The sequence below is a fragment of the Nocardia sp. NPDC041819 genome (assembly GCF_055590505.1).
Genome location: NZ_JBVJAP010000001.1, coordinates 1,091,095 through 1,117,218, shown reverse-complemented (window position 1 = coordinate 1,117,218; position 26,124 = coordinate 1,091,095). Strand labels below are relative to the sequence as shown.

The window sequence follows — 26,124 nt, the reverse complement described above, 5'->3', positions numbered from 1 at the left end:
CCGAGCGGGTTCACTCGGCGCTGTCGCCGTTCACCACGGCATAGGCGAAGCCGTCCCAGCCCTTGCCGCCGACGGTCTGGACCACGGTCGCGTCCAGGCTCGGTTCGGCGGAGAGCAACTCCACCAGCTCGCGACTGGCCTGTGCGTTCGGATCCTCGGAATGCTCCTCGGCGATCGCGCCGCCGCGCACGACGTTGTCGACGATGATCACCGAACCGGGCCGGGTCAGCCGCAGCGCCCACAGCACGTAATTCGAGTTGTTCACCTTGTCAGCGTCGATGAACACCAGGTCGAACGGGTCCGGGTCCTCCTCCGCGAGCACGGGCAGGCTGTCCAGCGCGGCGCCGATCCGGATCTCCACCCGGTCGCCCACACCCGCCCGCTCCAGGTTCGCCCGCGCCACATCGGCGTGCTGAGCGGCGAACTCCAGCGTGACCACCCGGCCCTTGGGCCCGACCGCGCGAGCGAGCCAGATCGTGCTGTATCCGCCGAGCGTGCCGATCTCCAGCACCCGCCGTGCCCCAACCGACCTGGCCAGCAGATGCAGGAATTTCCCCTGCGGCGGTGACACGTCGATCGGGGGCAGGCCGGCCGCCTTGTTCGCCGCCAGCGCCGCGTCGGAATCGGGATCCGCCACCAGCGTCTCCACGAGATAGCGGTCCACGTCGGCCCATCCAGGTGTCGTCATACCTGGAAGTCTGCCACCCGATTCCGCCCGCGTACCCACCTTGCCGGGTAGCGTTCGGCACAGAGACGTACATGTCCCGGGAGCGCGCCGACGAACGGAACGGACAGGATCCGACATGACGAATCTTGCGCGGGCCGTCGCGGTCATCGCTTGCTCGATCGCCTTCGGCGCCACCGCCTCCGCCGAGGCCGCCCCCCTCGGCGGCGGGGCCGAGTACGTCGCGCTGGGCGATTCCGGGGCGGCCACCACGGGCGTGCGGAACTTCGACATCACCGCCCCGCCGCGCTGCCTCCGCTCGACCGCGAACACACCGAAGCTCATCGCCCGGGAGCTCGATCTGCGCCTCGACGACCGCACCTGCAACTCCGCGCGCATCCCGGATCTCGCCGCCGCGCAGCAGCCGGGCATTCCACCGCAGTTCGAGGCCCTCGGTCCCGGCACCAGGTTGGTCACGGTGCACATCGGCGCCAACGACGCCTTGATGGCAGAGCACATCGTCGCCTGCCATGTCTACGGCCTCTCCGGCGCGGGTGGGTGTGCCGGTCCGGACTGGGATGCAGCCATCGACGCGATCGCCGCGCCCTATGCGGCCGCGTTGCAACAGGTTTCGGAGCTGGCGCCGAAGGCGACGATCGTCGTCGACGGCTGGCCGACCTATGTACGCGACGGTGGCTGTCCGGAGCTGGTCGGTCTTCGACCGTCCGATGCCGCGCCCATCCAGGCGGCCTTCGATCGTCTCGACACCGTGGTCGCCCGCGTCGCCACCGCGCACGGCGCGACCTACGTCGACACCCGTGCCGCCTCGGCGGGCCGTGACGCGTGCGCACCCGTCGGTGTCCGCTGGATCGATCCCGTCATCGCCACCGAAACACTCGTCCCCTACCACCTCACCCCGCAGGGCATGCGTGGCGTCGCCGACGTCATCCTCCCCGCGATCCGTGCCACCGGCCTGCCCCGCTGAACGATTCGGCCGCACCGAGACGACCGCCCCGGACCGGGGGAAGTCCGGGGCGGGTCGGGTGGTGTTATTTCGAGAAGTTCTCCGGCGGCTGCCAAGGACCGCCGTGCGGGTCGTCCGGGCGCTGGGCCGGCGGTTGCTGCGGCGGCTGCTGTTGTTGTTGTTGCGGCTGCTGCTGCTGGGGCGGGAAGGCCTCCTGCGGCGGGATGACCGGCTGGTGCGGCGACGGTTCGAAACTCTGCGGAGGCGGTGTCGGTGTCGGTGTCAGCCCCTCGACCGGAGTCCGCGCCGTCGCCTCGGCGGCCCGGACGGCTCGCTCGATGGTCGGGTCGGGTGCGGTGTCGAACCAGTCCGCGACATCGGAGTCGTCCTCCGGCTTGGCTTCCGCGCCGTCCGAGGCGGGCGGTTCGTACCGGAACACACCGTCCTCGCCTTGGGTGCCGAAGCTCTTGGCGAACCCTTCCAGCGCTTTGCCGAAATCGCTGGGCACCAGCCACACCTTGTTGGCGTCACCGCGCGCGACCATGGGCAGCGTCTGCAGGTACTGGTAGGCAAGCAGTTCCGGCGTCGGCTTGCCGGATTTGATGGCGGCGAAGACTTTTTCGATGGCCTTGGCCTGGCCTTGTGCCTGCAGGAAGGCGGCGGCGCGCTCACCCTGTGCCCGCAGGATGCGGCTCTGCCGTTCGCCTTCGGCGGCCAGGATCGACGACTGCTTGGCGCCCTCGGCGGACAGGATCTGCGCCTGCTTCGAGCCCTCGGCCGTCTTGATCTGCGATTCGCGCTGGCCCTCCGCGGTGAGGATCATGGCGCGCTTCTCCCGGTCGGCCTTCATCTGCTTCTCCATCGACTCCTGAATCGACGGAGGCGGATCGATGCTCTTCAGCTCGACCCGCGCGACGCGCAGCCCCCAGCGCCCGGTCGCCTCGTCCAGCACGCCGCGCAGCTGGCCGTTGATCGAGTCGCGGGAGGTGAGGGTCTGCTCGAGCGTCATACCACCGACGACGTTGCGCAGCGTGGTGACGGTCAGCTGCTCGACGGCGGCGATGTAGTTGCTGATCTCGTAGACCGCCGCCTGCGGGCTGGTCACCTGGAAATAGACCACGGTGTCGATGTGCAGGGTCAGGTTGTCCTCGGTGATCACCGGCTGCGGCGGGAACGACACCACCCGCTCCCGCAGATCCACCTTGGCGCGCACCCGGTCGGCGAACGGCACCAGAAACGTGAGCTGGCCGGACACGGTACGCGAATACCGGCCCAGTCGCTCGATCACCGCGGCCTCGGCCTGCGGCACCAGCGCGATCGACTTGAAGACCACCACCACGACCAAAAATACGAGGACGGCGGCAACGATCAGTACAGGCATCAAGGCCCTTTCCAGACGACGGCGGTCGCGCCGTCGATCTTCATGACATACACGGTCGTACCCGGTTCGTAGACTTCGGTCGTGTCCATCGGCCGCGCGGTCCACACTTCACCGCCCAGTTTCACCTGGCCGGAGTGCGCTGCGACCTGTTCGAGCACCAGGGCGGTTTTCCCCGGCAGCGCGTCGACGTTCGTCGGCGTGGGCGGCGGAGTTCCGAAGCGACGCCGGATGATCGGCCGCACGCCGAGGAACAGCACCGCCGAGACCACCGCGAAGACGATGGCATCCACCACGAGCGAGGTGTCCGCCGCCGCGCTGACACCCGCCGTGCCCAGCGCGGCGACGCCGAGCATCAGCAGGGTGAAATCGCCGGTGAGCATCTCCGCCGCCGCGAGCAGAACGCCCGCGACCAGCCAAAAAATTGCGGCCACACGACCACTGTAGTGCGCCGATCATGATATCGGGCGCGACCTTCGCGAGTACTCGCGATGAATTCCGGCCGCGAACGCGCGGTGACCCGGGTGCGTCGAAAGCCACAGCGGCGGTGCTAGCTTCAAGCGGGTGAGCGGGCGTGACAGGTATGGCGACATCTACTCCGGACATCCCCGATCGAAGAAGAGGGTGGTGCCGACGGTCCCCGCGGATCGCGACCTGGTCGTCGAGGACGCCGCCACCGGATTCTGCGGCGCGGTGGTCGGATTCGATCGCAGCTACGACGGCGAGTTCGTCAAGCTGGAGGACGCGCGCGGTGCGGTGCGCCTGTTCGCGCTGCGCGAGGCCGCGTTCCTCATCGACGGCGAGCCCGTGACGCTGGTGCGGCCGACGGCCGCCCCGCCGAAGACGCCGAGCCGTTCCGCCTCCGGCTCCACCAGGGTCGACGGTCTGCGCGCCCGGATCGCCCGCGGCAGCCGGATCTGGGTGGAGGGCGTCCACGACGCCGCGCTCGTCGAGCGGGTGTGGGGCCACGATCTGCGCGTCGAGGGCGTCGTCGTGGAGCAGCTGGAAGGCCTGGACAATCTGGCCGCGCGCCTGGCCGAATTCCGGCCGGGCCCGGGCAGGCGGGTCGGCGTGCTGGTCGACCACTTGGTGACCGGATCGAAGGAGACCCAGCTGACCACCGGACTCGGGCCGCACGTCCTGGTGACCGGTCACCCGTTCGTCGACGTCTGGCAGGCGGTGCGCCCTTCCACCCTCGGCATCGCGCAGTGGCCCCGGGTGCCGCGCGACGAGGACTGGAAGACCGGCGTCTGCGAACGGCTGCGCTGGGGCACTCCGCAGGACGGCTGGCGGCGGGTGTACGACGCGGTGAGCTCCTTCCGCGATCTGGAGGCGCCGCTCATCGGCGCGGTCGAGCGCCTCATCGATTTCGTCACCGAACCGGACTAGCGCGATCGGGAGCAGGGCCCGAACCAGATGCCGAGCGGTATCCGCGCGGACCCGCTCGTCGCGGGCAGCGCGGCGACCCGGTTTCCGCGCTGCTCACGAATGCCCTCGCGCATGGATGCCCACCGGTAGCGCCCACCCTTTATGCTCGATAATTATGTGCTCTCCAAGTGCGACGCTGACGGTGTGGGCGAGCTCCTGGCTGGCCGGCCGCAGCGCGCCCGACGACGTTTTGGCCGCCTTGCACGCGTGGGCGCCCAAGCACACGATCGCGGCGGGCGACCCGCTCACCGGCGGCCGCACCGATCTACCCTGGTCCGCGCACGGCAACCTGCCGGGAAGCGGAGTCATGGCGCTGCTCAAGGTGATTCGCGAGACGATGGCCCAGTCCGGGGCGCAACTGCGGCTGGTGCTGCCCGTCCCGGGGGACGTGCGCGGAGTTCCCAGCGGCACGGCGTTCGCCGCCGACGCCGTCGAGGCCGAGGAGGGCATTCTGATCGGCGTACCCGGCGCCGAAGGCACCGGCCTCATCCCGCAGTGGTCCGACGACGACACGCTGCAGTGGACCGTCTACAGCACCCCCATCCCCGCCGCTCCCGGCCCCGACATGTCACTCGGTGAGGCCGAATACGCGATGCGCGAAGCGGTCCGCGACGCCGCCGACGCGCTGATGAAACTGCACACCACGTCGCTCGGCACGGTCGACTCCGATCCGCGCGAACTCATCGAAGCCGAACTCGCCGACTACTCGCGCCACGACTACCCCGAGTCGATCCCGCTGCGTGCCAGGCGCATTCTCGACACCGCCGATCATGTGGCGGCCATCCTCACGGTGGCGCAGCGGGAGCCCGCTTCCGCGCCCACGTCCGCCAGCGCGATCGGCGCGCAGGAATCGCTGCTGCGACCGCTGTGGGACGCGATCCGCGCCGCGCGCCTGGTCGCCGTGCACGCCTCCGCGCGCGAGAGCCGCTGAGATCATGACGCGGGTGGTGTGACATGCGAGTTTCCCGCCGTGGCCGCGCCGCCGCCCTCACCGTGCTCATCGGTCTCGCGCTACACGCCCCGGCCGCGGCGATCGTGGGCGGCACCGATGCGACGACGGCGGAGTACCCGTGGCTGGCCGCCATCGGCACGCCCTTGTTCCTCACCCGCGCTTCCGGCCAGTTCTGCGGCGGCGCACTCGTCGCTCCGGACGAGGTGATCACCACGGCGCACTGCGTGGCCCTGACCAGTCCGCTCGCGCAGACGCTCACCGTCACCTTCGGCCGCGACGACCTCCGCGAGCACACCGGAAACACGGTGCACGTGAAGGATATTCGCATTCATCCGGATTTCCGTGCCACCGTTCTCGACACGACGACCGCCTATCAGAACGATGTGGCGATCCTTACCCTGGACGAGCCGCAGTCCGGTCCGACGATCACCGTCGCCGCACCCGCTCCCGGCAGCACCGCAACCATCCTGGGCTGGGGCGCGACCTTCGAAACCGATGAGGCCAACACCCGGTTGCACGCCGCGAACATTCCTCTGTCCATCGACGCGGAGTGCGCCACCGCCTATGGTCCGGCCTTCGACCCGCGCACCATGCTCTGCGCGGGCAGCCCGACCGCCGACACCGCACAGTACGACAGCGGTGGACCGATTCTCGTCGACGGACGTCTCGCCGGTCTCACCTCCTGGGGCACCGGCGCGGCCCGCCCCGGCTTCCCCACCGTCTACACCCGCCTGGCCGCCCCGAACTTCTGATTCGTTCGAGTCGGGGATGCTCACCGCTGCGGCGGTTGCGGCGGCTGGTACGGCTGCTGCGGCGGATAGGGCTGCTGCTGCGGGTACTGCTGATACTGCTGTTGCGGTTGCGACGGATAGGGCTGCTGGTACTGCTGCGGCGGCGCGTACTGCTGTTGCCCCGAGAAATCCTGCGGAGGATACGGCTGCGGGTACTGCTGCCCCGGCGGATACTGCTGTTGCTGGAACTGCTGCTGTTGCGGGTACTGCTGCTGCTGCTGGGACTGGTTCGCTTTGCCTCGCTTACTCAGCCAGATGATGAGTCCGATGACCACGGCGACGACCCCGATGCACAGCAGCAGACCACCGATGGAGAAACCACCACCGCCACTGCTGCGGCCGCGGCGCCTGGCCTCCGTGGCGTCGAGCGCCACAGTCCACACGTTCGCATCGGACCAGGCGTGCGGATCGAGCAGCGCGGCATTGGTCAGCACGTCGGCATAGGTCATCGAGAGATACCCCCCAGGAAGTCGGATTCGGCGATCGGTCGCTGGCGATGCTATCGCGCCCGCGACGCCTCAATTCCCAGTCGTGGGACGGCGCGCAACCGCGCAACAGCCGACGGCACACGGTTCGCCGTCGCGTGTGCAGCCGTAGCCCGGCACCGACCCGAGCCGCCGGGGTTCGATGCCGCGCAACTGCTCGGAGACCAGCTCGACGATCAGCTTCGCGAAGCGCGGGTCGGTTCCCGGCGTCGCGGCCCTGGCGAAGCCCATGCCGAGCTCGGCGGCTTTCTGCGCGGCCTCGTTGTCCAGGTCCCAGATGACTTCGAGATGATCGGAGACGAAGCCCACCGGGCAGACGACCACGGCTTCGACCCCCTTGGCCGCGAGATCGTCCAGGTGGTCGGCGATATCCGGGTCCAGCCAGGGCACCTGCGGCGGTCCGGAACGAGACTGCCAGACGACGTCGTAGTCGGTGAAACCCGTTGCCGCGGCGCACAACCGGGCCGCGTCGGCGACCTGACGACTGTAGAGCCGCCCACCGTCGGCCGGCGGCCCCGCGGCGGCATCGGCCGATACCGGGATCGAGTGCGCGGTGAACACCAGCCGCGCCGCGGCGCGCTGCCCGGCCGCGAGCTGATCGCGCGCCGCGCGGATGGCGTCGGCGAACGCCTCGATCAACAGCGGGTGATCGAAGTACTGGCGCAGCTTCAGCAGTTCCGGCGCGCCCGCGCCGAATGCCGCACGCGCACGGACGATGTCCTCGTGGTACTGCAGGCAGCCGGAGTAGCCGCCCCAGGCCGAAGTCGGGAAGACCAGCGCGGAGCCGACGCCGTCCGCGGCCATCCGGGCCACGGTGTCCTCCACCATGGGGTGCCAGTTCCGGTTGCCGAAGTACACCGGCAGCTCCAGGCCGGCGGCGGACAATTCGCCCGCGACCGCCGCGATGATGTCGCGATTGAGCGCGTTGATCGGCGAGACACCGCCGAAGTGCAGGTAGTGCTCGGCGACCGCCTCGAGGCGCTCACGTGGCACTCCCCTGCCCCGGGTGACGTTCTCCAGGAACGGCATCACGTCTTCGGGACGCTCCGGACCGCCGAAGGACAGCAGCAGCAGCGCGTCGGCGGTCCGAACCACGGTGTCTCCCCTCGAATCCGGCTCAGTTGATGGACATGTCCTCGGGGAACCAGGTGTTGTGGCTGGCTCCGCCGTCGACGTAGATGATCGAGCCGGTGGTGCCCGGCAGCCAGTCCGACAGCAGCGCCACGATCGACTTCGCCACCACCGTGGGGTCGTCGACGTCCCAGCCGATCGGCGACGCGCCGTCCCAATAGGTGTTGAGCTGGTTGAGCTTGGCCGCGTCGTCGGTCGCGGTGCCCGCGATCGCCTTGGCGGCCAGCGTCTTGATCGGACCGGCGGCGATGAGGTTGGAGCGGATCTTCTTGGCGGCGCCCACCTCCCGCGCGACGTACCGGTTCACCGACTCCAGCGCCGCCTTCGCCACACCCATCCAGTTGTAGAAGGGCATCGCCGTGCGCGGGTCGAAGTCCATGCCGACGATCGAGCCGCCCTCGTTCATCACCGGCAGCACCGCGCGTGACAGCGAGGCGTAGCTCCACGCCGAGATCTCGAACGCCTTGGCCGCGTCCGGACCGGGCCCCTCCAGGAACGGCCGTGCCTCCGGCCCCATCAGGGTGCGGGGTGCGAACGCGATCGAGTGCAGCACTCCGTCGATGCCCTGCGGAGCCAGTTCACGCAGCTTGTCGGCCAGGCCTGCGAGATCGTCTTCGCTGGTGACGTCGAGCCCGATGGCCGGCGGGACCTCCTGGGGCAGGCGCTTGGCGATCCGGTCGATCAGCCGCAGCCGCTCCGGGATGCCGGTGATGACCACCTTCGCGCCCTGCTCCTGCGCGACAGCCGCCGCGTGGAACGCGATCGACGAATCGGTGATGATGCCCGTGACCAGGATGGTCTTGCCTTCGAGCAGTCCGCCCATGAGTTCTCGGTTCTCCTGAAATTCGTATGTGGGATTGGCTGCGGGCGGCCGCGCTCGGCCGCGCTACGCGTTCGGTGTGGTCAGTGACCCATGCCCATGCCGCCGTCGACGGGAATCACCGCGCCGGAGACGTAGGCGGAATCCTCGGAAGCCAGGAAGCTGACGACGGCCGCGATGTCCTCGGGCTGGCCGAGCCGCTGCAGGGGGATGAACTTCTTGGCCATGTCGCGCATGTCTTCGGGAAGGTCAGCGGTCATGTCGGTCTCGATGAAGCCCGGGGCGACGACATTCGCGGTGATCGACCGCGAGCCGAGTTCGCGGGTGATCGAGCGGGCCAGGCCGATCACACCCGCCTTGGACGAGGCGTAGTTGATCTGTCCTGCTTGGCCGCTCATGCCGACCACCGAGCCGAGGAAGATCATCCGGCCCCAGCGCCCGCGCAACATCGCGCGGTTCGCCCGCTTGGCGCACCGGAACGCACCGGTCAGATTGGCGTCGAGCACGCGGGTGAACTGCTCCTCGTTCATCCGCATGAGCAGCGTGTCGTCGGTGATACCCGCGTTGGCCACGAGCACCTCGACCGGCCCTTGGTGCGCCTCCACCTCGGCGAAGGCGCGGTCCACCGACTCGCTGTCGGTCACATCGCATTTCACACCGAACAGGCCGTCGGGCACCCCCGACCCACGATGCGTGACGGCCACCTTGTGACCGTCGGCAAGCAGACGCTGCGCGACCGCGAGTCCGATGCCGCGGTTACCGCCGGTCACCAGGACCGAACGTGACGTTGTGTTCGACATGGGCTAAACCTACCTGGTCGAGGTGATCACGCATGAGCGGGCATCGATGCTCGAGGTGATGACACATGCTCCGTCATCGGCGCTCGTGCGATGTCACCCGTTCGAGACGCCGGCGGACGGCACATCCGCGCCCGGCGCTGGTCGGGCCCCGATCCGATCCCCCGATGTCGTCGCGCTTCGCCGCGGGTTCACACACGAAAATCGGGCCGTGTGCGCGCGGAACGCACGCACACGGCCCGATCGTGGACTCGGTCGATCACCGAATCAGCACTGCCTGCACCAGTGCACCGAGTAGGCGTCGAATCCGAGATCGGAAAACGACGTGGCGCCGTTCGTGTGGCGACCGTTGCAGTTCGAACTTTCCCAGAAGGTCAGCGACTGACCGCTGCGATTGACCACCGAACGGGCGGCGCCGCCCTTCGGGTAGGTCAATACACACGAGGTCGAGTCGACCACCGGAATCCACTCGAGCATCCTGCCGGTGTAGTTCGCCCCCGTCCACATACAGACGCTCCCGTTCGGACACGACGGCGCGGCGGCCGCCTCGGGTGCCCCCACGAGAAACATCGCAGTGAAAATGGCTGCCGCAGACGCGATTACAGTACGCATCGAAACTCCCTCCCCAGACTGATACGAGCCTGAGCGTACCGAAGCTTCGGTTGGCGGACAACGTCTTTCCGCCGCTCCGATTACGGAAGCCGTTGCCGATACAGCAGGCCTGTGATGATTCCCGTCGCGATGAGCAAGAGGCCGAGCAACAGCCAGGGCCGGCTCGCGTCGCCCCGAGTCAGCTCGAATCCGATCTGCTCCTCGAGCGTGTTGTACACCTTCGTCAACTCGTCCAGGGAAGCCGCCGTATAGAACTCTCCACCACTCAAACGCGCGATCTCCCGCATCGCGTCGTCGTCCACCTTGACCTCCACGCGATCGCGCGAACCGTCCTCGCGCGGAATCTCGACGACACCCCAGGCGGTGCCGAAGGAAATGGTGGAGATCGGGATGTTCTTGCTCTTGGCGAGCCGGGCCGCGACGTACTCGTGCCGCGGGTTGTCGAAGTCGGTGAAATTAGGAACGGTTTGTTTGCCGTCCGACATGAGCACGATCCGGGCGGGCGGCGGCTGCTGGCCGCCACCGAGCACCGTGGCGAGCGTTTGGATCGCCTGCAGGGCGGTATGGATTCCTTCGCCGGTGGCGGTGCGCTCGGCGAGGCGGACATTGTCGATCGCGGCCTTGACCGATTCGTGGTTGGTCGTCGGCGAGACCATCACCGAGGCGGTGCCCGCGAAGGTGACGAAGCCGATGTTCACGCCCTCGGGCAACCCGTCGACGAACTCCTTGCCCGCCTGCTTGGCGACCTGGATGCGGCTGGGGGCGACGTCGGTCGCCTCCATCGACAGCGACACGTCCATCACGAGCATGACGGTCGCGCGGTTGCGCGGCACCTTTTTGACCGCGGTCGGTCCCGCGGCGGCGACGGTGAGGAACACCAGGCCGACGAGCAACAGCGCTACGGCCACATGGCGGAACGGGCTCGGCCGCGAGGGAGCGACCTTCTCCAGCAGCTCCATGTTGGTGAACTTCAACATGTGCTTGCGCCGGGTGCGCTGCACCAGGACGTAGCCCAGCGCGATCAGCGCGATGACGGCGAGAAATCCGAGCCAGATCTGTGCGGTGAAATGCGAAATACTCACTGACGTGGCACCCGCCCGGTCGGGGCGCCGAAGCTGTGGCGCCGGGTGGACACGAACCGGACCACATCGGCGATCCAGTCCCGGTCGGTTCGCAGGGTGAGCACCGGGGCGCCACAGCTGCGCAGCGCCTGTTCGACCTGCTCACGGTGGCGCTGCGCGGCAGCCGCGAAATCGGCGCGCAGCGTGGAGGTCACGCTGAACTCGCGGGTGCGCCCGGTCTCCGGGTCGTGCAGCACGACGTCGCCCATATCGGGCAGCGACAGGTCGCGCGGGTCGAGCACCTCGACCGCGAGCAGATCGTGCCTGGCCGAGATCGCGCGCAGCGAGCGCTGCCAATCGATGTCGCCCAGGAAATCGCTGATGATCACCGCGAGCCCGCGCTTGCGCTGCGGGCGGCGCAGCGATTCGATGCCGCCGCGCAGGTCGCCGCGCACACCGTCGCGCGCGTGCGGGGTGGTCGCGACGCTGCGCAGCAGTGACTGGGCGTGCACCCGTCCGCCGCGCGCCGGGATCCGGGTCAACCGTTCGCCGGTGGCGACGACCGCGCCGATCCGGTTGCCGCCACCACTGGTCAGATGGGTGATCGCGGCCGCGGCGGCGATGGCGAGGTCACGCTTCTGGCAGGCGGCGGTGCCGAAGTCGAGGCTGGCCGACAGATCGACCACCATCCAGGTCTCCAGCTCCCGGTCGGCGATCATCTGCCGCACGTGCGGGTGGGTGGTGCGGGCGGTGACCGACCAATCCATCTGGCGCACGTCGTCACCGGGCTGATAGGCGCGCGCCTCGCCCGGCTCGGAGCCGGGTCCGGGGATCAGACCGAGGTGATCGCCGTGCAGCACGCCGTCGAGCCTGCGGCGCACGGTGAGTTCGAGGGTCTTGAGCGCGACCGTGAGCCTCGGGTCGGTCAGCTCGCCCGCGTGGAAGGACGGCGGTGCGTGGGACGGCGACATCGGCACTGGCGCAACCGGATCCGATGCCGAGGTCACTTCGGCGGGAGGGTGCCCGCGGGCTGCGACTGCTGCCCGTTAGGCGGCTGGGGAACGGCCTGCTGCGGCTGCGGAATCTGCTGCTGCGGGGCGCCCTGCGCCGGTGCAGCAGGCGCGCTCGGCGCGACGGCCTGCGGGGCGACCTGCGGCAGGCCGACCGTCTGCAGAACGCGCTTGATGACGTCCTCCGGGCTGATCTCGTCGGCGAGCGCGTCGTAGGACAGCACCAGGCGATGGCGAAGCACGTCGGGGATCACCTCGACGACGTCCTGCGGCACCACGTAATCGCGGCCGCGGATCAGCGCAACCGCACGGGCCGCGGCGATGATGCCGAGGCTGGCGCGCGGGGAGGCGCCGTAGGAGATCCAGCTGGCCACGTCCTGCATGCCGAATTCGGCCGGTTTGCGGGTCGCCGCGATCACCCGGACCACGTAGTCGACCAGAGCGTGGTGCACGAAGGTATTGGCCGCGACCTTCTGCAGGCGGATCAGGTCCTCCGGCGCCAGGATGCGGCTCGCCTCCGGCGGGGTGACGCCCATCCGGTAGATGATCTCGCGCTCCTCCTCCACCGAGGGGTAGTCGACGACGACCTTGAACAGGAAGCGGTCGCGCTGCGCCTCGGGCAGCGGGTACACGCCCTCGCTCTCGATCGGGTTCTGCGTCGCCATGACCAGGAACGGGTCCGGCATCGGGTAGGTCTTGCCACCGATCGACACGTGCCGCTCGGCCATCACCTCGAGCAGCGCCGACTGCACCTTGGCGGGCGCGCGGTTGATCTCGTCGGCGAGCACGAAGTTCGCGACGACCGGGCCGAGCTCGGTGTCGAACTGCTCGCGGCCCTGCCGGTAGATGCGGGTACCGATGAGATCGGTGGGCACCAGGTCGGGCGTGAACTGCACCCGGGCGAACGAACCGCCGACCACCTTGGCGAAGGTCTCCACGGCGAGGGTCTTCGCGATACCGGGAACGCCTTCGAGCAGGACGTGACCGCGCGCGAGCACACCGACGAGCAGTCGTTCGACCAGGCGGTCCTGGCCCACGATCACCCGCTTGACCTCGTAGATCGCCTTCTCCAGGGTCTGGACGTCACGCTCGAGGGTGCTGGGCGTGGAAGCCGGCGTGTCCTTCGCCGAGTTCACTCCGCTCACACCGTCCGTCGAAGTCACCAACATCCCCGCTTTCGCCTTGGTCCTGTGCGTGCTGCCACAACTATTCCAGGTAATCACCGCCTGTGCCGCAACCGGACCCGACAGAATGGGAATTCGGCGGCCCCGCGGCCACGCACAGTACCCGGAATGTCCGATATCAGGAGACTATGCGCACCGCGAACGGCATGATGCCGCCCTCCCGGACCGGGGACACCTTGACCACGTCGCCGGATTCCGGCGCCTCCACCATCTTCCCGTCGCCCAGATACAGGGCCACGTGCTGACTGCCGTTCGGCCCCCAGAACAGCATGTCGCCGCGTTCGCGGTCATCGACCGGCACCCGGGTGCCCGCGTTGTACTGGTAGCCGCTGTAGTGCGGCAGCGAGACCCCGATGCCCGCGAACGCGTAGACCATCAACCCGGAGCAGTCGAAGCCCACCTTGTCGTAGTCACCGTGGCGGTCGGCCACACCGCCGTCGCGGATGCCGAGCGTGGGCCCGTCCTCGTCGCCACCACCCCAGGCGTAGGTGACGCCCAGCTGGGACATGGCCCGATCGACCACGATCTCGATCGCCGACGAACCCCCGACCGACGGCGCGTCCGGCCGGGGCGCGCTGCGCCGCGCCGGTGGCGAATCCTCCAACTGGGTGTGCGGGCGCCTGCCCGCGCCCAGTTCGGCCGCGCGATCCTGGGCCGCTCGGTCGGCGGCCGCGCGGGCGGCGGCCGCCGCTGCGGCCGCGCGGACCGCGGCCTCCTCCGCTCTGCGCAGTGCGTCCCAGGCCAGGTACGCCTCGCGCTGGTCCTGTAGCCCCGCGACGTTGTGACGCGCCTGATCCAGCCGGCCCTGGGCGTCCTGGCGCTGCCGCAGCAGGTCGTCGCGCTGGGCGGTCTGGCGGTCGAGTTCGGCCTTGGCCGCTGCGACCGCGTGCTCGGCGTCGGTCTTGCGCGCCGCGGCGACGGCGGCGGCCGCGTCGGCGTCCGACTTCGCCCGCCGGGCGCTGGAGTTCTTGTTGCCCTGATCGATCTGTGCGCGGCGCAGACCGTCGAGCACCTGCTGGCGGTTCTTCGAGACGAGGTCGAGGAGCTGGGCCCGGTCCAGCGCGACCGCCGGCGTGGCCGCGGCGAGGTAGGTGACCATCGAGTCGGAGCCCGGCCGGGTATAGACCTGGGTGGCGAACTGGTCGAAGTTGCGTCGCGCCTGGCCGACCCTGGCCCCGGCGTCGGCCAAGGCGACTTGGGTGTCCACCACCACGACGGCGGCCGCGTCGGCGGCGTCGCGCGCGTCCTGCAGGTCCACCAGCGCCTTGTTGACGTCCTCGCGACGCCGCGCGACGGCGTCGTCGAGCTGCCCCAGCTGGTGATCGACGACGGCGACCTGGTTGACCAGGGTGCCTACCTCGGCGACCCCCGCGTCGACCTGTGCGCCCGCCTGCGCGATCTGGCCGTCGCTGGGATTTGGCGGAGGAGGCGGCACGGCGACGACCGGCCCGGCCGTGACCACTACAGCGACCGAGATCAGCAACCCTGCAGCGATCGTTAATCGGCGCCGGTAGGTCAGCGCGCCGTTGTTGCGCATCACACCTCCAAGGACCGGATTCCGGTAATCCTCGAGGGCATCAGGCGAACCATGACGCACTGTGGTCGACAGATGGCCTCTGGGAACACTTATTCCCCATCAGGGACCATTCGAACCGTAAGACACTTGCGTCACCGACGAAACAACATTCACGCAACTATGCGGCTCGGTTTCTCATTTGCTAGAAATTTGCTACACGCGCACGTTGGTTCATTCAGATAGAACGAACCAACTGTTCGGAAAATTAGCTGAATAGAAACTGGAAGCGCTGGTTATCCCCATAGACCCACCTGCGACAGCCTTCGCATCCAGCGAAGAATCAGGCAAGGCAGACAGCAGGCGACGACGACATCGCGCAGCCGAAACGGGCGAGCCTCGGACTACTCGCCCTGCGGAGCCCGCCGATCGCTCGCCACTCGCACCGGCTCGGCGTCGTTTGCCGCGCGCCGGACCTTGAGCCAGTACAGCCCTGCGATGGCCGCCGCCGTCCCCACCAGCAGCGTCCCGGTGATCGCGGTCCAGGACATCGACTCCGGCGTCTCCAGGCGGGCGACGAAGATGCTCGCGGCCTCCCCGCTCTTGCCCTGGGTACCCTTCGCCGCGTCCTCGGCCCATTCCAGCCGCACCCGGCTGATCGCGTCGCTGTAGGTGCCGATCCAGTCGTCGCTGAAAACGACGACAGTGCCGTGCTGCGTCTTGCCCACCTCGGTGGCCAGGTCCCGTAGGCTCGAGTCGTGTCCTGGATTGCCGGGGACGACCACGATGCTCAGCGGGATTCCCTGCGATCGCGCCTCCGCGGCGATGGTGGCCAGTTCCGCCTTGTCCTTCCCGGTCAGCGTCGCGACGTGATCGTCGGCCAGATCGGCGTTGAGCGAGCGCACGGTGTCGGTGGTGACATTCGGCGGCAATTCGGCGGCCATAGGGGTGAAAACCGAGTTGTGCGGGGCGGTCATCTTCCATCCGGTCTGTCGAGCCGCATCGGCAACCGAAGCGACGGGCATCCAACACTGCAGGTCGAGCAAGATCCCCCTTGCTGGCTCGAAAGCACAGTACGCGACGGAGTGTCGCACTTCGCGCGCACGGCACGCGGAACCGGCCCCTGGTGTTTCACAGGACAAGCGTACTGTTAAGGTCGTAGGCGCGAGGAACCGGCGCTCAGCGGCACCGGGGCACCTCCGAAGACTCGGCCGCCGGCACAGCCCCGTCGGCGGCCGCCCTCACAGACGAGTGGAGCTGACGTGACGACAAGTATCGATACTTTCGGCGCCAAGGGCACCCTCGAGGTGGGAAGCAACTCCTACGAGATCTTCCGCCTCTCCGCCGTGCCCGGCACCGAGAAACTCCCCTACGCACTCAAGGTCCTCGCGGAGAATCTCCTCCGCACCGAAGACGGCGCCAACATCACCGCCGATCACATTCGCGCCATCGCGAGCTGGGATCCCTCGGCGCAGCCGAACACCGAGATCCAGTTCACGCCCGCCCGCGTCATCATGCAGGACTTCACCGGCGTGCCCTGCATCGTCGACCTGGCCACGATGCGCGAGGCCGTGGCCACCCTCGGCGGCGACCCGGACAAGGTGAACCCGCTCGCTCCCGCCGAGATGGTCATCGACCACTCCGTCATCATCGACGTCTTCGGCCGGGCCGACGCCTTCGAGCGCAACGTCGACATCGAGTACCAGCGCAACGGTGAGCGCTACCAGTTCCTGCGCTGGGGTCAGACCGCGTTCGACGACTTCAAGGTCGTCCCGCCCAGCACCGGCATCGTGCACCAGGTCAACATCGAGCACCTGGCCCGCGTCGTCATGGTCCGCAACGGCCAGGCCTACCCCGACACCTGCGTCGGCACCGACTCGCACACCACCATGGTCAACGGCCTCGGCGTGCTCGGCTGGGGCGTCGGCGGCATCGAGGCCGAGGCGGCCATGCTCGGCCAGCCCGTCTCGATGCTGATCCCGCGCGTCGTCGGCTTCAAGCTGACCGGCGAGATCAAGCCCGGCGTGACCGCGACCGACGTCGTGCTCACCGTCACCGACATGCTGCGCAAGCACGGCGTGGTCGGCAAGTTCGTCGAGTTCTACGGCAAGGGTGTGGCCGAGGTGCCGCTGGCCAACCGCGCCACCCTCGGCAACATGAGCCCCGAATTCGGTTCCACCGCAGCGATCTTCCCGATCGACGAGGTGACCGTCGAGTACCTGCGCCTGACCGGCCGCTCCGACGAGCAGGTCGCGCTGGTCGAGGCGTACGCCAAGGAGCAGGGTCTCTGGCACGATCCCGACACCGAGCCCGCATACTCCGAGTACCTCGAACTGGATCTGAGCACCGTGGTGCCGTCCATCGCGGGCCCGAAGCGGCCGCAGGACCGGATCCTGTTGTCGGAGTCGAAGATCGCGTTCCGCAAGGACATCCACAACTACACCAGCGACGCGGAGAGCGGCCCCGCCGCCGACACCCCGCACAGCAAGCTGGACGAGGCCGTCGAGGAGTCCTTCCCGGCCAGCGACCCGGCCGTGCTGTCCTTCGCCGACGACGGCTCCGATTTCACGCCGTCGGCCGCGAACGGCGCGGAGGGCCGCCCGAGCAAGCCGGTCAAGGTCTCCACCGCGGAGTACGGCGACTTCGTGCTCGATCACGGCGCGGTGGTGGTCGCCTCGATCACCTCCTGCACCAACACCTCGAACCCGTCGGTCATGATCGGCGCGGCCCTGCTGGCGCGCAACGCGGTCGAGAAGGGCCTGGCCCGCAAGCCGTGGGTGAAGACCTCCATGGCGCCGGGTTCGCAGGTCGTCAACGGCTACTACGAGAAGGCCGGCCTGTGGCCGTACCTGGACAAGCTGGGCTTCAACCTGGTCGCCTTCGGTTGCGCCACCTGCATCGGCAACACCGGCCCGCTGCCGGAGGAGATCTCCAAGGCGGTCAACGACAACGACCTCACCGTCACCGCGGTGCTGTCGGGTAACCGCAACTTCGAAGGCCGCATCTCCCCCGATGTGAAGATGAACTACCTGGCCTCCCCGCCGCTGGTCATCGCCTACGCGCTCGCGGGAACCATGGACTTCGACTTCGAGAACGACCCGCTGGGCAAGGACACCGAGGGCAACGACGTCTTCCTGAAGGACATCTGGCCCGCGCCGCAGGAGATCCAGGACACCATCGACCGGGTCATCAGCCGCGACATGTTCCTCGAGGACTACAAGGACGTGTTCCGGGGTGACGAGCGCTGGCGCGGCCTGCCCACGCCGGAGGGCAAGACCTTCGAGTGGGACGCCGAGTCGACCTACGTGCGCAAGCCTCCGTACTTCGAGGGCATGCCGCAGACCCCGCAGCCGGTCACCGATATCAAGGGCGCCCGGGTGCTCGCGCTGCTCGGCGACTCGGTCACCACCGACCACATCTCCCCGGCGGGCAACATCAAGCCCGGCACCCCGGCCGCCCAGTACCTGGAGGCCAACGGCGTCGAGCGCAAGGACTACAACTCCTACGGCTCGCGCCGCGGTAACCACGAGGTGATGATCCGCGGCACCTTCGCCAACATCCGGCTGCGCAACCAGCTGCTCGATGACGTCTCGGGCGGTTACACCCGCGACTTCACCCAGGAGGGCGGCCCGCAGGCGTTCATCTACGACGCGTCGCAGAACTACCAGGCCGCGGGCATTCCGCTGGTTGTGCTCGGCGGCAAGGAGTACGGTTCGGGCTCCTCGCGTGACTGGGCGGCCAAGGGCACCAGCCTGCTGGGCGTGAAGGCCGTCATCACCGAGTCGTTCGAGCGCATCCACCGCTCCAACCTGATCGGCATGGGCGTCATCCCGCTGCAGTTCCCCGCGGGCGAGTCGGCCGCGTCGCTGAAGCTGGACGGCACCGAGACCTTCGACATCGAGGGCATCACCCAGCTGAACGAGGGTGCCACCCCGAAGACCCTGAAGGTCACCGCCACCAAGGAGAACGGTGACAAGATCACCTTCGACGCGGTGGTGCGGATCGACACCCCCGGTGAGGCGGACTACTACCGCAACGGTGGCATCCTGCAGTATGTGCTGCGCAACATGATCAAGGCCTGATCGCGCTCTCGAAGTCTCGTGTTCGCGCGCCGGAGACCCGCGCCCACCGCGCATCCGCTTCCGGCACGCGAACACGAGACGGGCGCGAACGTCGCTCGTAGCACTCACTCCTCGCGGAGTCGCCATTGCGCGAGCGGCGGCCGATCGATGAGCACCCAGGTTGCCGAGTCAGTGCTCCGGACACCGCCGTCACGGCCGTTCGGATCACTACTCGCCTCGCTCGTACTGTGCGAACCCCCGCGTCGGTGCACCGCCGACGCGGGGTTCCGTGTATCCCCCGCTGGAGGATCCCATGCCCAAGGTCAGTGACGATCACCTCGCCGCCCGGCGCAGCCAGATTCTCGACGGAGCACGCCGCTGCTTCGCCGAATACGGCTACGACGGCGCCACCGTGCGCCGCCTCGAGGAGGAGATCGGGCTCTCCAGGGGCGCCATCTTCCACCACTTCCGCGACAAGGACGCCCTGTTTCTCGCCCTCGCCCAAGAGGACGCCGAACGCATGGCCGACGTCGCGGCCAACCAGGGCATCGTGCAGGTGATGCGCGACATGCTCGCCCATCCCGAGCAGTTCAACTGGCTCGGAACGCGGTTGGAGATCGCGCGGCGGCTGCGCACCGATCCCGAATTCCGCGCGGGCTGGACCCAGCGTTCGGCCGAGCTCACCGCCGCCACCCTGGCCCGCCTGGAACGCCGCAAGGCCGCGGGCGCACTGCGCGACGACGTGCCCACCGACGTCCTGCTCGGCTACCTCGATCTGGTCCTCGACGGGCTGATCGCCCGGATCGCCTCCGGGCACACCAACGAGAACCTCTCCGCCGTTCTGGATCTCGTCGAGGCGTCGGTCCGCTCCCCCGCCTCTCCGGGTCTTTAGGCCGGTAGGAATTCTCGGGCGCGGGCAGTGACGACGAGCGCGGACAGAGGGGACCGTCCGCGCTGACGACAAGGGCTCAGTACGTCGTATTGATGTACTCGGCGGCGTGCGTGGTCCACGGGACGTCCGTCCCGGGCATGTGCTGGTGGTTGTAGAGGACGTGCTGGCCGTAGGGCCACGGGGTGAGGTAGCCGACGACGCCGCGGACCGCCGCGGTGTAGCGGTCGAGGTTGCCGATCGGGTCGTGCAGCAGGATCTCGAGCAGTTCGGCGAAGATCAGCGGTGCGACGTCGCCGATGCGGGCGCCCTCCACGAAGGAGAACGGCGAGATGCCCACGTCGATGACGCGCAACGGCGAATTACCCGGTGAGGCGGTGATGATGTCGCCGGGGTTGGCGTACTCGCGGACCGCGACGGAAGCGGGCCACGCGCCACGCTGTCCGTGCAGGCCGAATGTGTTCGCGGGGCAGAGATTCCCGACCGACTGCCCGGCACGGCGCAGGGGGTTGGCGATGTTCACCACGAAAGCGATCTCCAGCGGCGTGCCGTTCGTGTTCTGGTACTTCCCCGCGTGCACGCCCTCCAGTATCCGGCTGGCGCAGATACCGCCGAGCGAATAACTCAGCAGGCCGCAGACATTCGGCGAGTCCTGGATCGCCTTCACCCCGGCGGCGACGCCGAGCCGCACCGACGTTTCCAGCGAAGGGCCCCACGCCTCGGGCACCGGACCCACCGATGCGGGCCAATCCGGTTCGAAGCAGCTGAACTTCCCGGTGTCCAGTAGTTTCGTGACGTCGTGCAGCATGCCCGCGGGCGTTCCGTCGGAGTTGCGCGGCTCGCCGGTGCCGCGGAGAGTGATGATGTCGATCATCGTGGCCTCCTTGCACAACCGCACCGACCCCTTCGGCACGGAATCTCAAGGTAGACCCGCGGCGCCCCGCGGACACGAGTATCGGGCTACCTCATCGCAGCCCGAGTTCTCCCATGTAGAAAGCGATTCGGCGAATCGAGGGGTGCGCGAGCTACCGCGACTACGCGTTCGGTTCCATACTGGTCAGCAGGATTCGCGCGATTCGGTCCAGTTCTGTCCGTTCCCCCGCGGTGAGTACCGACAGCATCCTGGTCTCGTTCGCGGTGTGCTCGGTGACCACGGTGTCGACCAGTTCCCGCCCCGCCGCGGTGAGGGCGACGCGCACTGCCCTGCGGTCCTGCGCGTCGGCGACGCGCCGTACCAGCCCCGCCGATTCCAGCCGGTCCAGCCGTCCGGTCATACCCGCCCGGGACAGCATCAGCGTGTCGGCGAGCACCGACGGGTTGAGTTCGAACGGCTCGCCCGAACGACGCAGCGCGGCAAGCACATCGAACTCGCCGCGCTGCAGTCCGTGCTTGCCGAACACCGCCTCGATCTCACGCTGGGCCACCACCAGCAGCCTGCCCAGGCGCCCCACCACCCCCATCGCCTCGAGATCGAGGTCCGGCCGTTCGCGCTCCCACTGCGCCACGATGGCGTCCACAGCGTCCGTTCTTTGCTCGGTCATGGACAGGATCTTATTCGGCAGGTTATAGTTCGGTAGCGAATTATCAATCCCCGAACTAGTTGGAGACTCCGATGACCATCCCCGCTCCCCGCAAGGACGTCGCGATCCGGCAGCCGCAGGACGCGGAAGTCCTGCGCACCACGTCAGTTACTTTGCGCCTGCTGATCGACGCCGAGGAGGCCGGCGGCGGGCTGAGCACGCTCGAGGTGAACATGGATCGTGGCGCGGACGGCGCGGCGCCGCACTATCACACGCGTTCCGACGAGCTGTTCTACGTCGCCGAGGGCGAACTGCAACTGCTGGCCGGCGACCGCATCGTCACCGTCGGCGCGGGCGGTTCCATCGTGGTCCCGAAATTCATGCCGCACGCCTTCGGCGCGACACCGGACAGCACGGCGCGGATCCTGATCGCGCTCACCCCCGGCGTGCAGCGTTTCGAGTACTTCCGGCTACTGGAACGGATCGCCGCGGGCGAGTCCACGATGACCGATCTCGCTGCCGCCCAAGACGAGTTCGACAACCACTTCATCGACGCGCCCGCCTGGTGGGCGGAGCGCAACGCGAATCGGGACCGATAGCAGACAGGGTCCCTGGATCCGACTGCGCGCGAGCGGATTCACGTGATTCGCTCACGAAGCGGTCGCACCCGACCGGCCAGGGGAGCGAAAGTACAAATGCACAGCCGCCACCATCGGGCTATGGACACCGGCCGTGCGGCGTGGGAGAACAGCTCCATGATTGCGCTGTAAGTATTTCCAGCCTACCGGAAAACTTTCGGCACTCGGCCGTTATGAATCGGAATTCGGTTTGTCACAGGCCGGGAAATCTCGCGATACGAGCCGACAGCGCCCCTCATCGCGATATGATCGCTCTCACGCTTGGGGGTCGTGGCAAATCGTGAGCAGATCGGAGAACCGGCTATGACCGACGCAATCCACCTTCCCGGGACGACGCCGAAGGATGACCGTGTTCCTCCGCTCCAGGGTTTGCTGGTCGCGGAATCGGACCGGCAGATCAGCGTGCGCGTCGCCGAGGGAACGTGGACGTTCAGTCGGTCCGATGTCCTGCGCGTGGTCGATTCCGCGGCACCGCGGACCGAGCAGGACGGCCGTCCGGTACTGGTCGACATCCGCGCGGGCGCCACCGCCGATTTCACCCGCAGGCTGCGCATCGACCTGGTCGATCGGCCGATGACCATTCCGGAGTCGCCGTCGGAGGCGCTCGGTGACGAGCAGCTGCGTCAGCTCACCGAAACCTGGGCCGACCGACTGCAACTCGTGGACTGCCCGGGCTCGGGCGGGGCGACGTTCACCTACTGCCAGACCAAATCGATCAACGGCAGCGACGACGGCATCAACTGCGACAGTCTCGACTGAGCGGCAGGCGGATGGCCGCACGCCGGCGTGGTTCGGTCCTGATCGTGTCCGAATCCGATGATCTACACGCCACCGCGATGGCGGCGACGCTGCGAGACCACTACGGGCTCGGCCCGATCCAGCTCGACCTGCGTGATTTCCCCCGCGAGTCCGGCAGCTTCCGGCTGGACCGGCTCGGCACCGCACGCTCGCTGTCGCACGTCATCGGCCTCGACGACGTTCGGTCGGTGTGGTGGCGGCGCCCGCACCCCGCGCAGGTGCCCGCCGGTGTCCGTGCCTCGGACAACGATTTTCGCCAGGCCGAGTGCGACGGGTTCATCCAGGGACTGCTCTGGTCCATCCCTGCCTACTGGGTCAACGACCCGGGGGCCGACCGGACCGCGGGACGCAAGATCGTGCAACTGGAAACGGCGCTGCGGGCCGGGTTCGCGGTGCCGGAAACGCTGATCACCAACGATCCGGACGAGGCGCGCAGCTTCGTCGAATCCAGGCCCGGCCCGGTCGTTTACAAACGCACCGGCACCAGCCGGGCGGAGTTCGCCGAGACCAGGATCATCTCCGAGGACGATTTCGCCAGGCTGGACGCGATCCGTTCGGCGCCGACCACCTTCCAGGACTACATCGACGCCACCTGCGATCTGCGGGTGGTCTGGGTGGACGGCGTCGAATGGACGGTGCGCATCGACTCGCAGGCGGGCGTCGGCAAGGTCGACTCCCGGCTGGACACGTCGGTCGATTTCGTGCCCGACCACCTGCCCGCCTCGGTGAGCAAGTCACTGGCCACGCTGATGGGCGCGCTCGGATTGTCCTTCGGTGTGCTCGACATTCGGCTCGGCCGCGACGGCGAGTACTTCTTCCTCGAGGTCAACCCGCAGGGCCAGTTCGCCTATCTGGAGATCAAGACGGGTCTGCCGATCTTCCGCAGCCTGGCCAACCTGCTGGTGGACGGCGACGGCATGGTGGCAGGCTACTGAGTTCGCCCTCCCCGCCGGGCGCGGGCACTCGCACAGGCCCGTGCCGGTCCAGCGGGTAACCAGCCATGGCGGGCCGGTACTACGACACCGGCTCGACAAGGATCACCCGGCGTCGGATTGTGTTGCGATTGCGACCGATACCGGCCGGAAGGTCGTCACCTGGCGAACCGACGATCCGGGTCTCGACGCCGCCGAACAGCTCGGCGAGACAGCATCCGGTTCGGTGGCGTCGACGTCGATCCGGTCGAGTGCTCCGAGCGCGTCTGATCCGTGGCCGGGCCAGCTGACCAGGGTCCGCGGCAGCAGGGCTCCACACCGCGCGGTTGCTTCCGTCGGCAACGTGTCCCCACGTGCGGACGGCCCTCGCGGCGCGAATCCCTCGCGCCGTTACGGCGCTATTGGCCCTTGCGGCGATTGGCTCCGCCCCGGCTGCGGAGCTGCACATGCGACTCCACCAGCACATTGTGGATGAAGCCGTAGGAGCGGCCGGTGGACCGCGCCAGTGACCGGATGCTCGCACCCGCCTCGTATTGTTTCTTCAGCTGGGTTTGTAGGCGATCGCGGGACTTCCCGGTGACGCGTGTGCCCTTACCCAATGTGGGCTTGCTTTGTGGCCTGTCGCTCATGGCTTCCTCCGAGTCGCCGAGCAGCGTCTTTCCAGGCTAAGCACTCAGGAGGCCATGATCAACGGGTTCTTGTGATGAAACTCACGCGAGCTGAATAAGTTCCAGATATTCGGCCGACCAATGGTCTTCTGTCCCGTCCGGAAGCAGGATCACGCGTTCCGGAGACAACGCCTCCGCTGCGCCCGGGTCGTGGGTCACCAGCACCACAGCGCCCGCGTAGGTGCGCAGGGCGTCGAGCACCTGCTCGCGCGACACCGGGTCGAGGTTGTTCGTCGGCTCGTCCAGCAGCAGCACGTTCGCCGCCGAGGAGACCAGACCGGCCAGCGCGAGACGGGTCTTCTCACCGCCCGAGAGGGTGCCCGCGGGCTGGTCGAGCTGCGGACCGGAGAACATGAACGCGCCGAGCAGGCCACGCAGATCCTGCTCGCCCGCGTCGGGGGCGGCGTGGCGGATGTTCTCCCACACGGTGGCGTTGTCGTCCAGGGTGTCGTGCTCCTGGGCGAAATATCCGATCTTCAGCCCGTGCCCGGGCACCAAACCGCCCGCCGTTGGCTGCTCGACTCCGGCCAGCAGACGCAGCAGCGTCGTCTTACCCGCGCCGTTGAGCCCGAGGACCACCACCCGGCTGCCGCGGTCGATCGCCAGGTCGACGCCGGTGAAGATCTCCAGCGAGCCGTAGACCTTGGTCAGGTTCTCGGCCATCAGCGGCGTCTTGCCGCAAGCCGCGGGCTCGGGGAACTTGATCCGGGCGACCTTGTCGGCGACGCGTACGTCGTCGAGTTCGGCCAGCAGGCGATCGGCGCGTTTGGCCATGTTCTGCGCCGCAGTCGCTTTCGTGGCCTTGGCGCCGAGCTTGGCGGCCTGGGCGCGCAGCGCGCTCGCCTTCTTCTCGGCGTTCGCGCGTTCGCGGCGCCTGCGCTGCTCGTCGGTGGCGCGTGCGTCCAGGTACTTCTTCCAGCCCATGTTGTAGACGTCGGCCTCGCCGCGCACCGCGTCCAGGAACCACACCTTGTTCACCACGTCGGCGAGCAGTTCCACGTCGTGACTGATGACGATCAGGCCACCGTCGTGATTCTGCAGGAAGCCACGCAGCCAGGTGATCGAGTCGGCGTCGAGGTGGTTGGTCGGCTCGTCCAGCAGCAGGATGGTGTCCGAACGCCCGCCGCTGCCGTCGGAAGCGGCGAACAGGATGCGCGCCAATTCGATTCGACGCCGCTGACCACCGGACAGGGTGCGCAACGACTGACCGAGCACCCGGTCGGGCAGACCGAGGCTGTGGCAGATGCGCGCCGCCTCGCTCTCGGCGACGTAGCCGCCGAGAGCCGAGAAACGTTCCTCGAGCCGCCCGTACTTGCGGACCGCCTTCTCGCGTTCCTTGTCGTCGGCGACCTCGGCCATCAGCGCCTGCTGCTTCTCCATCTCACGGATCAGCGTGTCCAGGCCGCGCGCGGACAGCACCCGGTCGCGGGCCAGCACGTCCAGGTTGCCCTCGCGCGGGTCCTGCGGCAGGTAACCGATGTCGCTGGAGCGAAGAATCTTCCCGGCGTACGGCTCGCCCTCGCCGGCCAGGATGCGCAGCGTGGTGGTCTTGCCCGCGCCGTTGCGCCCGACCAGCCCGATCCGGTCGCCCGCCTGTACCCGTAGCGCCGGTCCGGGAGCGGACAGCAGGGTGCGGACTCCGGCCCGGACCTCCAGGTCGGTCGCGGTGATCACAAACTTCTCCTTGCGGATCGTGGGACTGGGCGCGTGCTCGATTGTGCGACCCGATGCGCACAAGAACCACCGATTTTACCCGGGCCGCGGGGTGCTCCCCCATACCAGCACCCCGCATGTGACGGCGGTAACGGCTCATGCGATCGGCTGCGCT

At 68.3% G+C, this 26,124-nt stretch carries 26 protein-coding genes; 9 read left to right on the top strand and 17 right to left on the bottom strand.

Annotated elements, in window-relative coordinates:
- Positions 1–10: 10 nt before the first annotated feature.
- The gene (locus tag ACZ6DL_RS05350) at positions 11–688 is read right to left on the bottom strand and encodes an O-methyltransferase (RefSeq protein ID WP_466049132.1); all 678 of its coding nucleotides are present in this window, start codon (positions 686–688) and stop codon (positions 11–13) included.
- A 115-nt stretch (positions 689–803) separates the two neighbouring features.
- Here ACZ6DL_RS05350 and ACZ6DL_RS05345 point away from each other — a divergent pair, with 115 nt between their 5' ends.
- Positions 804–1,649, top strand: a complete 846-nt coding sequence (locus ACZ6DL_RS05345; RefSeq protein ID WP_466049131.1) for an SGNH/GDSL hydrolase family protein — start codon at positions 804–806, stop codon at positions 1,647–1,649.
- 64 nt (positions 1,650–1,713) lie between these two features.
- Here ACZ6DL_RS05345 and ACZ6DL_RS05340 read toward each other — a convergent pair whose 3' ends face one another.
- Both ACZ6DL_RS05340 and ACZ6DL_RS05335 read right to left on the bottom strand, forming a co-directional pair.
- On the bottom strand, positions 1,714–3,009 hold the full coding sequence (locus tag ACZ6DL_RS05340; RefSeq protein WP_466049129.1) for an SPFH domain-containing protein: 1,296 nt from the start codon (positions 3,007–3,009) through the stop codon (positions 1,714–1,716).
- Positions 3,009–3,440, bottom strand: a complete 432-nt coding sequence (locus ACZ6DL_RS05335) for an NfeD family protein (RefSeq protein ID WP_062974793.1) — start codon at positions 3,438–3,440, stop codon at positions 3,009–3,011. The genes ACZ6DL_RS05340 and ACZ6DL_RS05335 overlap by 1 nt, the downstream gene beginning before the upstream one ends.
- A 130-nt stretch (positions 3,441–3,570) precedes the next feature.
- On the opposite strand from ACZ6DL_RS05335, the gene ACZ6DL_RS05330 reads away from it, so the two are divergent.
- The 3 genes from ACZ6DL_RS05330 (at position 3,571) to ACZ6DL_RS05320 (ending at position 6,138) form a co-directional block, all read left to right on the top strand.
- Positions 3,571–4,395 carry a DUF3097 domain-containing protein gene (locus tag ACZ6DL_RS05330; RefSeq protein WP_466049128.1) on the top strand — a complete coding sequence of 275 codons (825 nt, stop codon included), beginning with the start codon at positions 3,571–3,573 and terminating at the stop codon, positions 4,393–4,395.
- Positions 4,396–4,549: 154 nt separating this feature from the next.
- Complete coding sequence (locus ACZ6DL_RS05325; RefSeq protein WP_393229421.1) at positions 4,550–5,365, top strand: hypothetical protein; 816 nt, start codon at positions 4,550–4,552, stop codon at positions 5,363–5,365.
- Positions 5,366–5,388: 23 nt separating this feature from the next.
- Positions 5,389–6,138 carry a S1 family peptidase gene (locus tag ACZ6DL_RS05320; protein WP_466049127.1) on the top strand — a complete coding sequence of 250 codons (750 nt, stop codon included), beginning with the start codon at positions 5,389–5,391 and terminating at the stop codon, positions 6,136–6,138.
- 20 nt (positions 6,139–6,158) lie between these two features.
- Here ACZ6DL_RS05320 and ACZ6DL_RS05315 read toward each other — a convergent pair whose 3' ends face one another.
- From ACZ6DL_RS05315 to ACZ6DL_RS05270, 10 genes are all read right to left on the bottom strand, one after another.
- Positions 6,159–6,626, bottom strand: a complete 468-nt coding sequence (locus tag ACZ6DL_RS05315; protein WP_466049125.1) for a hypothetical protein — start codon at positions 6,624–6,626, stop codon at positions 6,159–6,161.
- A gap of 69 nt (positions 6,627–6,695) precedes the next feature.
- Positions 6,696–7,757 carry a ferrochelatase gene (locus tag ACZ6DL_RS05310; RefSeq protein WP_466049124.1) on the bottom strand — a complete coding sequence of 354 codons (1,062 nt, stop codon included), beginning with the start codon at positions 7,755–7,757 and terminating at the stop codon, positions 6,696–6,698.
- 22 nt (positions 7,758–7,779) lie between these two features.
- Positions 7,780–8,616 carry an NADH-dependent enoyl-ACP reductase InhA gene (inhA, locus tag ACZ6DL_RS05305; protein WP_466049122.1) on the bottom strand — a complete coding sequence of 279 codons (837 nt, stop codon included), beginning with the start codon at positions 8,614–8,616 and terminating at the stop codon, positions 7,780–7,782.
- Positions 8,617–8,696: 80 nt separating this feature from the next.
- Positions 8,697–9,413: a 3-oxoacyl-ACP reductase FabG1 gene (gene fabG1, locus ACZ6DL_RS05300; protein ID WP_040867402.1), complete on the bottom strand. Its 717-nt coding sequence runs from the start codon at positions 9,411–9,413 to the stop codon at positions 8,697–8,699.
- A 264-nt stretch (positions 9,414–9,677) separates the two neighbouring features.
- On the bottom strand, positions 9,678–9,980 hold the full coding sequence (locus tag ACZ6DL_RS05295) for a peptidase inhibitor family I36 protein (protein WP_168434205.1): 303 nt from the start codon (positions 9,978–9,980) through the stop codon (positions 9,678–9,680).
- A 122-nt stretch (positions 9,981–10,102) separates the two neighbouring features.
- Complete coding sequence (locus ACZ6DL_RS05290; RefSeq protein WP_040867404.1) at positions 10,103–11,104, bottom strand: VWA domain-containing protein; 1,002 nt, start codon at positions 11,102–11,104, stop codon at positions 10,103–10,105.
- Complete coding sequence (locus tag ACZ6DL_RS05285) at positions 11,101–12,054, bottom strand: DUF58 domain-containing protein (protein ID WP_466049121.1); 954 nt, start codon at positions 12,052–12,054, stop codon at positions 11,101–11,103. The genes ACZ6DL_RS05290 and ACZ6DL_RS05285 overlap by 4 nt, the downstream gene beginning before the upstream one ends.
- A gap of 32 nt (positions 12,055–12,086) precedes the next feature.
- Entirely contained in the window at positions 12,087–13,262 is a 1,176-nt protein-coding gene (gene moxR1 / locus ACZ6DL_RS05280; protein WP_466049119.1) for a chaperone MoxR1, read from the bottom strand.
- 133 nt (positions 13,263–13,395) lie between these two features.
- Positions 13,396–14,814, bottom strand: coding sequence for an NlpC/P60 family protein (locus ACZ6DL_RS05275; RefSeq protein WP_466049118.1), 1,419 nt, complete (start codon positions 14,812–14,814; stop codon positions 13,396–13,398).
- A gap of 380 nt (positions 14,815–15,194) precedes the next feature.
- Positions 15,195–15,767 carry an Rv1476 family membrane protein gene (locus ACZ6DL_RS05270; protein WP_466049116.1) on the bottom strand — a complete coding sequence of 191 codons (573 nt, stop codon included), beginning with the start codon at positions 15,765–15,767 and terminating at the stop codon, positions 15,195–15,197.
- 285 nt (positions 15,768–16,052) lie between these two features.
- Between ACZ6DL_RS05270 and ACZ6DL_RS05265 the strand changes: the two genes are divergently transcribed.
- Together ACZ6DL_RS05265 and ACZ6DL_RS05260 are read left to right on the top strand one after the other, a co-directional pair.
- A complete protein-coding gene (locus tag ACZ6DL_RS05265) occupies positions 16,053–18,872 on the top strand; it encodes an aconitate hydratase (RefSeq protein ID WP_466049115.1) in 2,820 nt (939 codons plus the stop codon).
- A gap of 292 nt (positions 18,873–19,164) precedes the next feature.
- Positions 19,165–19,743, top strand: a complete 579-nt coding sequence (locus ACZ6DL_RS05260) for a TetR/AcrR family transcriptional regulator (protein WP_040867442.1) — start codon at positions 19,165–19,167, stop codon at positions 19,741–19,743.
- A gap of 76 nt (positions 19,744–19,819) precedes the next feature.
- Here ACZ6DL_RS05260 and ACZ6DL_RS05255 read toward each other — a convergent pair whose 3' ends face one another.
- A complete protein-coding gene (locus ACZ6DL_RS05255) occupies positions 19,820–20,614 on the bottom strand; it encodes a hypothetical protein (protein ID WP_466049113.1) in 795 nt (264 codons plus the stop codon).
- Positions 20,615–20,774: 160 nt separating this feature from the next.
- Positions 20,775–21,281 carry a MarR family winged helix-turn-helix transcriptional regulator gene (locus ACZ6DL_RS05250; protein ID WP_466049111.1) on the bottom strand — a complete coding sequence of 169 codons (507 nt, stop codon included), beginning with the start codon at positions 21,279–21,281 and terminating at the stop codon, positions 20,775–20,777.
- 71 nt (positions 21,282–21,352) lie between these two features.
- Here ACZ6DL_RS05250 and ACZ6DL_RS05245 point away from each other — a divergent pair, with 71 nt between their 5' ends.
- From ACZ6DL_RS05245 to ACZ6DL_RS05235, 3 genes are all read left to right on the top strand, one after another.
- Positions 21,353–21,859, top strand: a complete 507-nt coding sequence (locus ACZ6DL_RS05245) for a cupin domain-containing protein (protein ID WP_466049110.1) — start codon at positions 21,353–21,355, stop codon at positions 21,857–21,859.
- Between the two features lie 342 nt (positions 21,860–22,201).
- On the top strand, positions 22,202–22,657 hold the full coding sequence (locus ACZ6DL_RS05240; RefSeq protein ID WP_466049108.1) for a hypothetical protein: 456 nt from the start codon (positions 22,202–22,204) through the stop codon (positions 22,655–22,657).
- A 44-nt stretch (positions 22,658–22,701) separates the two neighbouring features.
- A complete protein-coding gene (locus ACZ6DL_RS05235) occupies positions 22,702–23,631 on the top strand; it encodes an MvdC/MvdD family ATP grasp protein (protein ID WP_466049107.1) in 930 nt (309 codons plus the stop codon).
- 395 nt (positions 23,632–24,026) lie between these two features.
- Here ACZ6DL_RS05235 and ACZ6DL_RS05230 read toward each other — a convergent pair whose 3' ends face one another.
- Both ACZ6DL_RS05230 and ACZ6DL_RS05225 read right to left on the bottom strand, forming a co-directional pair.
- Positions 24,027–24,257: a helix-turn-helix domain-containing protein gene (locus ACZ6DL_RS05230; protein WP_466049106.1), complete on the bottom strand. Its 231-nt coding sequence runs from the start codon at positions 24,255–24,257 to the stop codon at positions 24,027–24,029.
- Positions 24,258–24,338: 81 nt separating this feature from the next.
- A complete protein-coding gene (locus ACZ6DL_RS05225) occupies positions 24,339–25,970 on the bottom strand; it encodes an ABC-F family ATP-binding cassette domain-containing protein (protein ID WP_063053191.1) in 1,632 nt (543 codons plus the stop codon).
- Between the last annotated feature and the right edge of the window lie 154 nt (positions 25,971–26,124).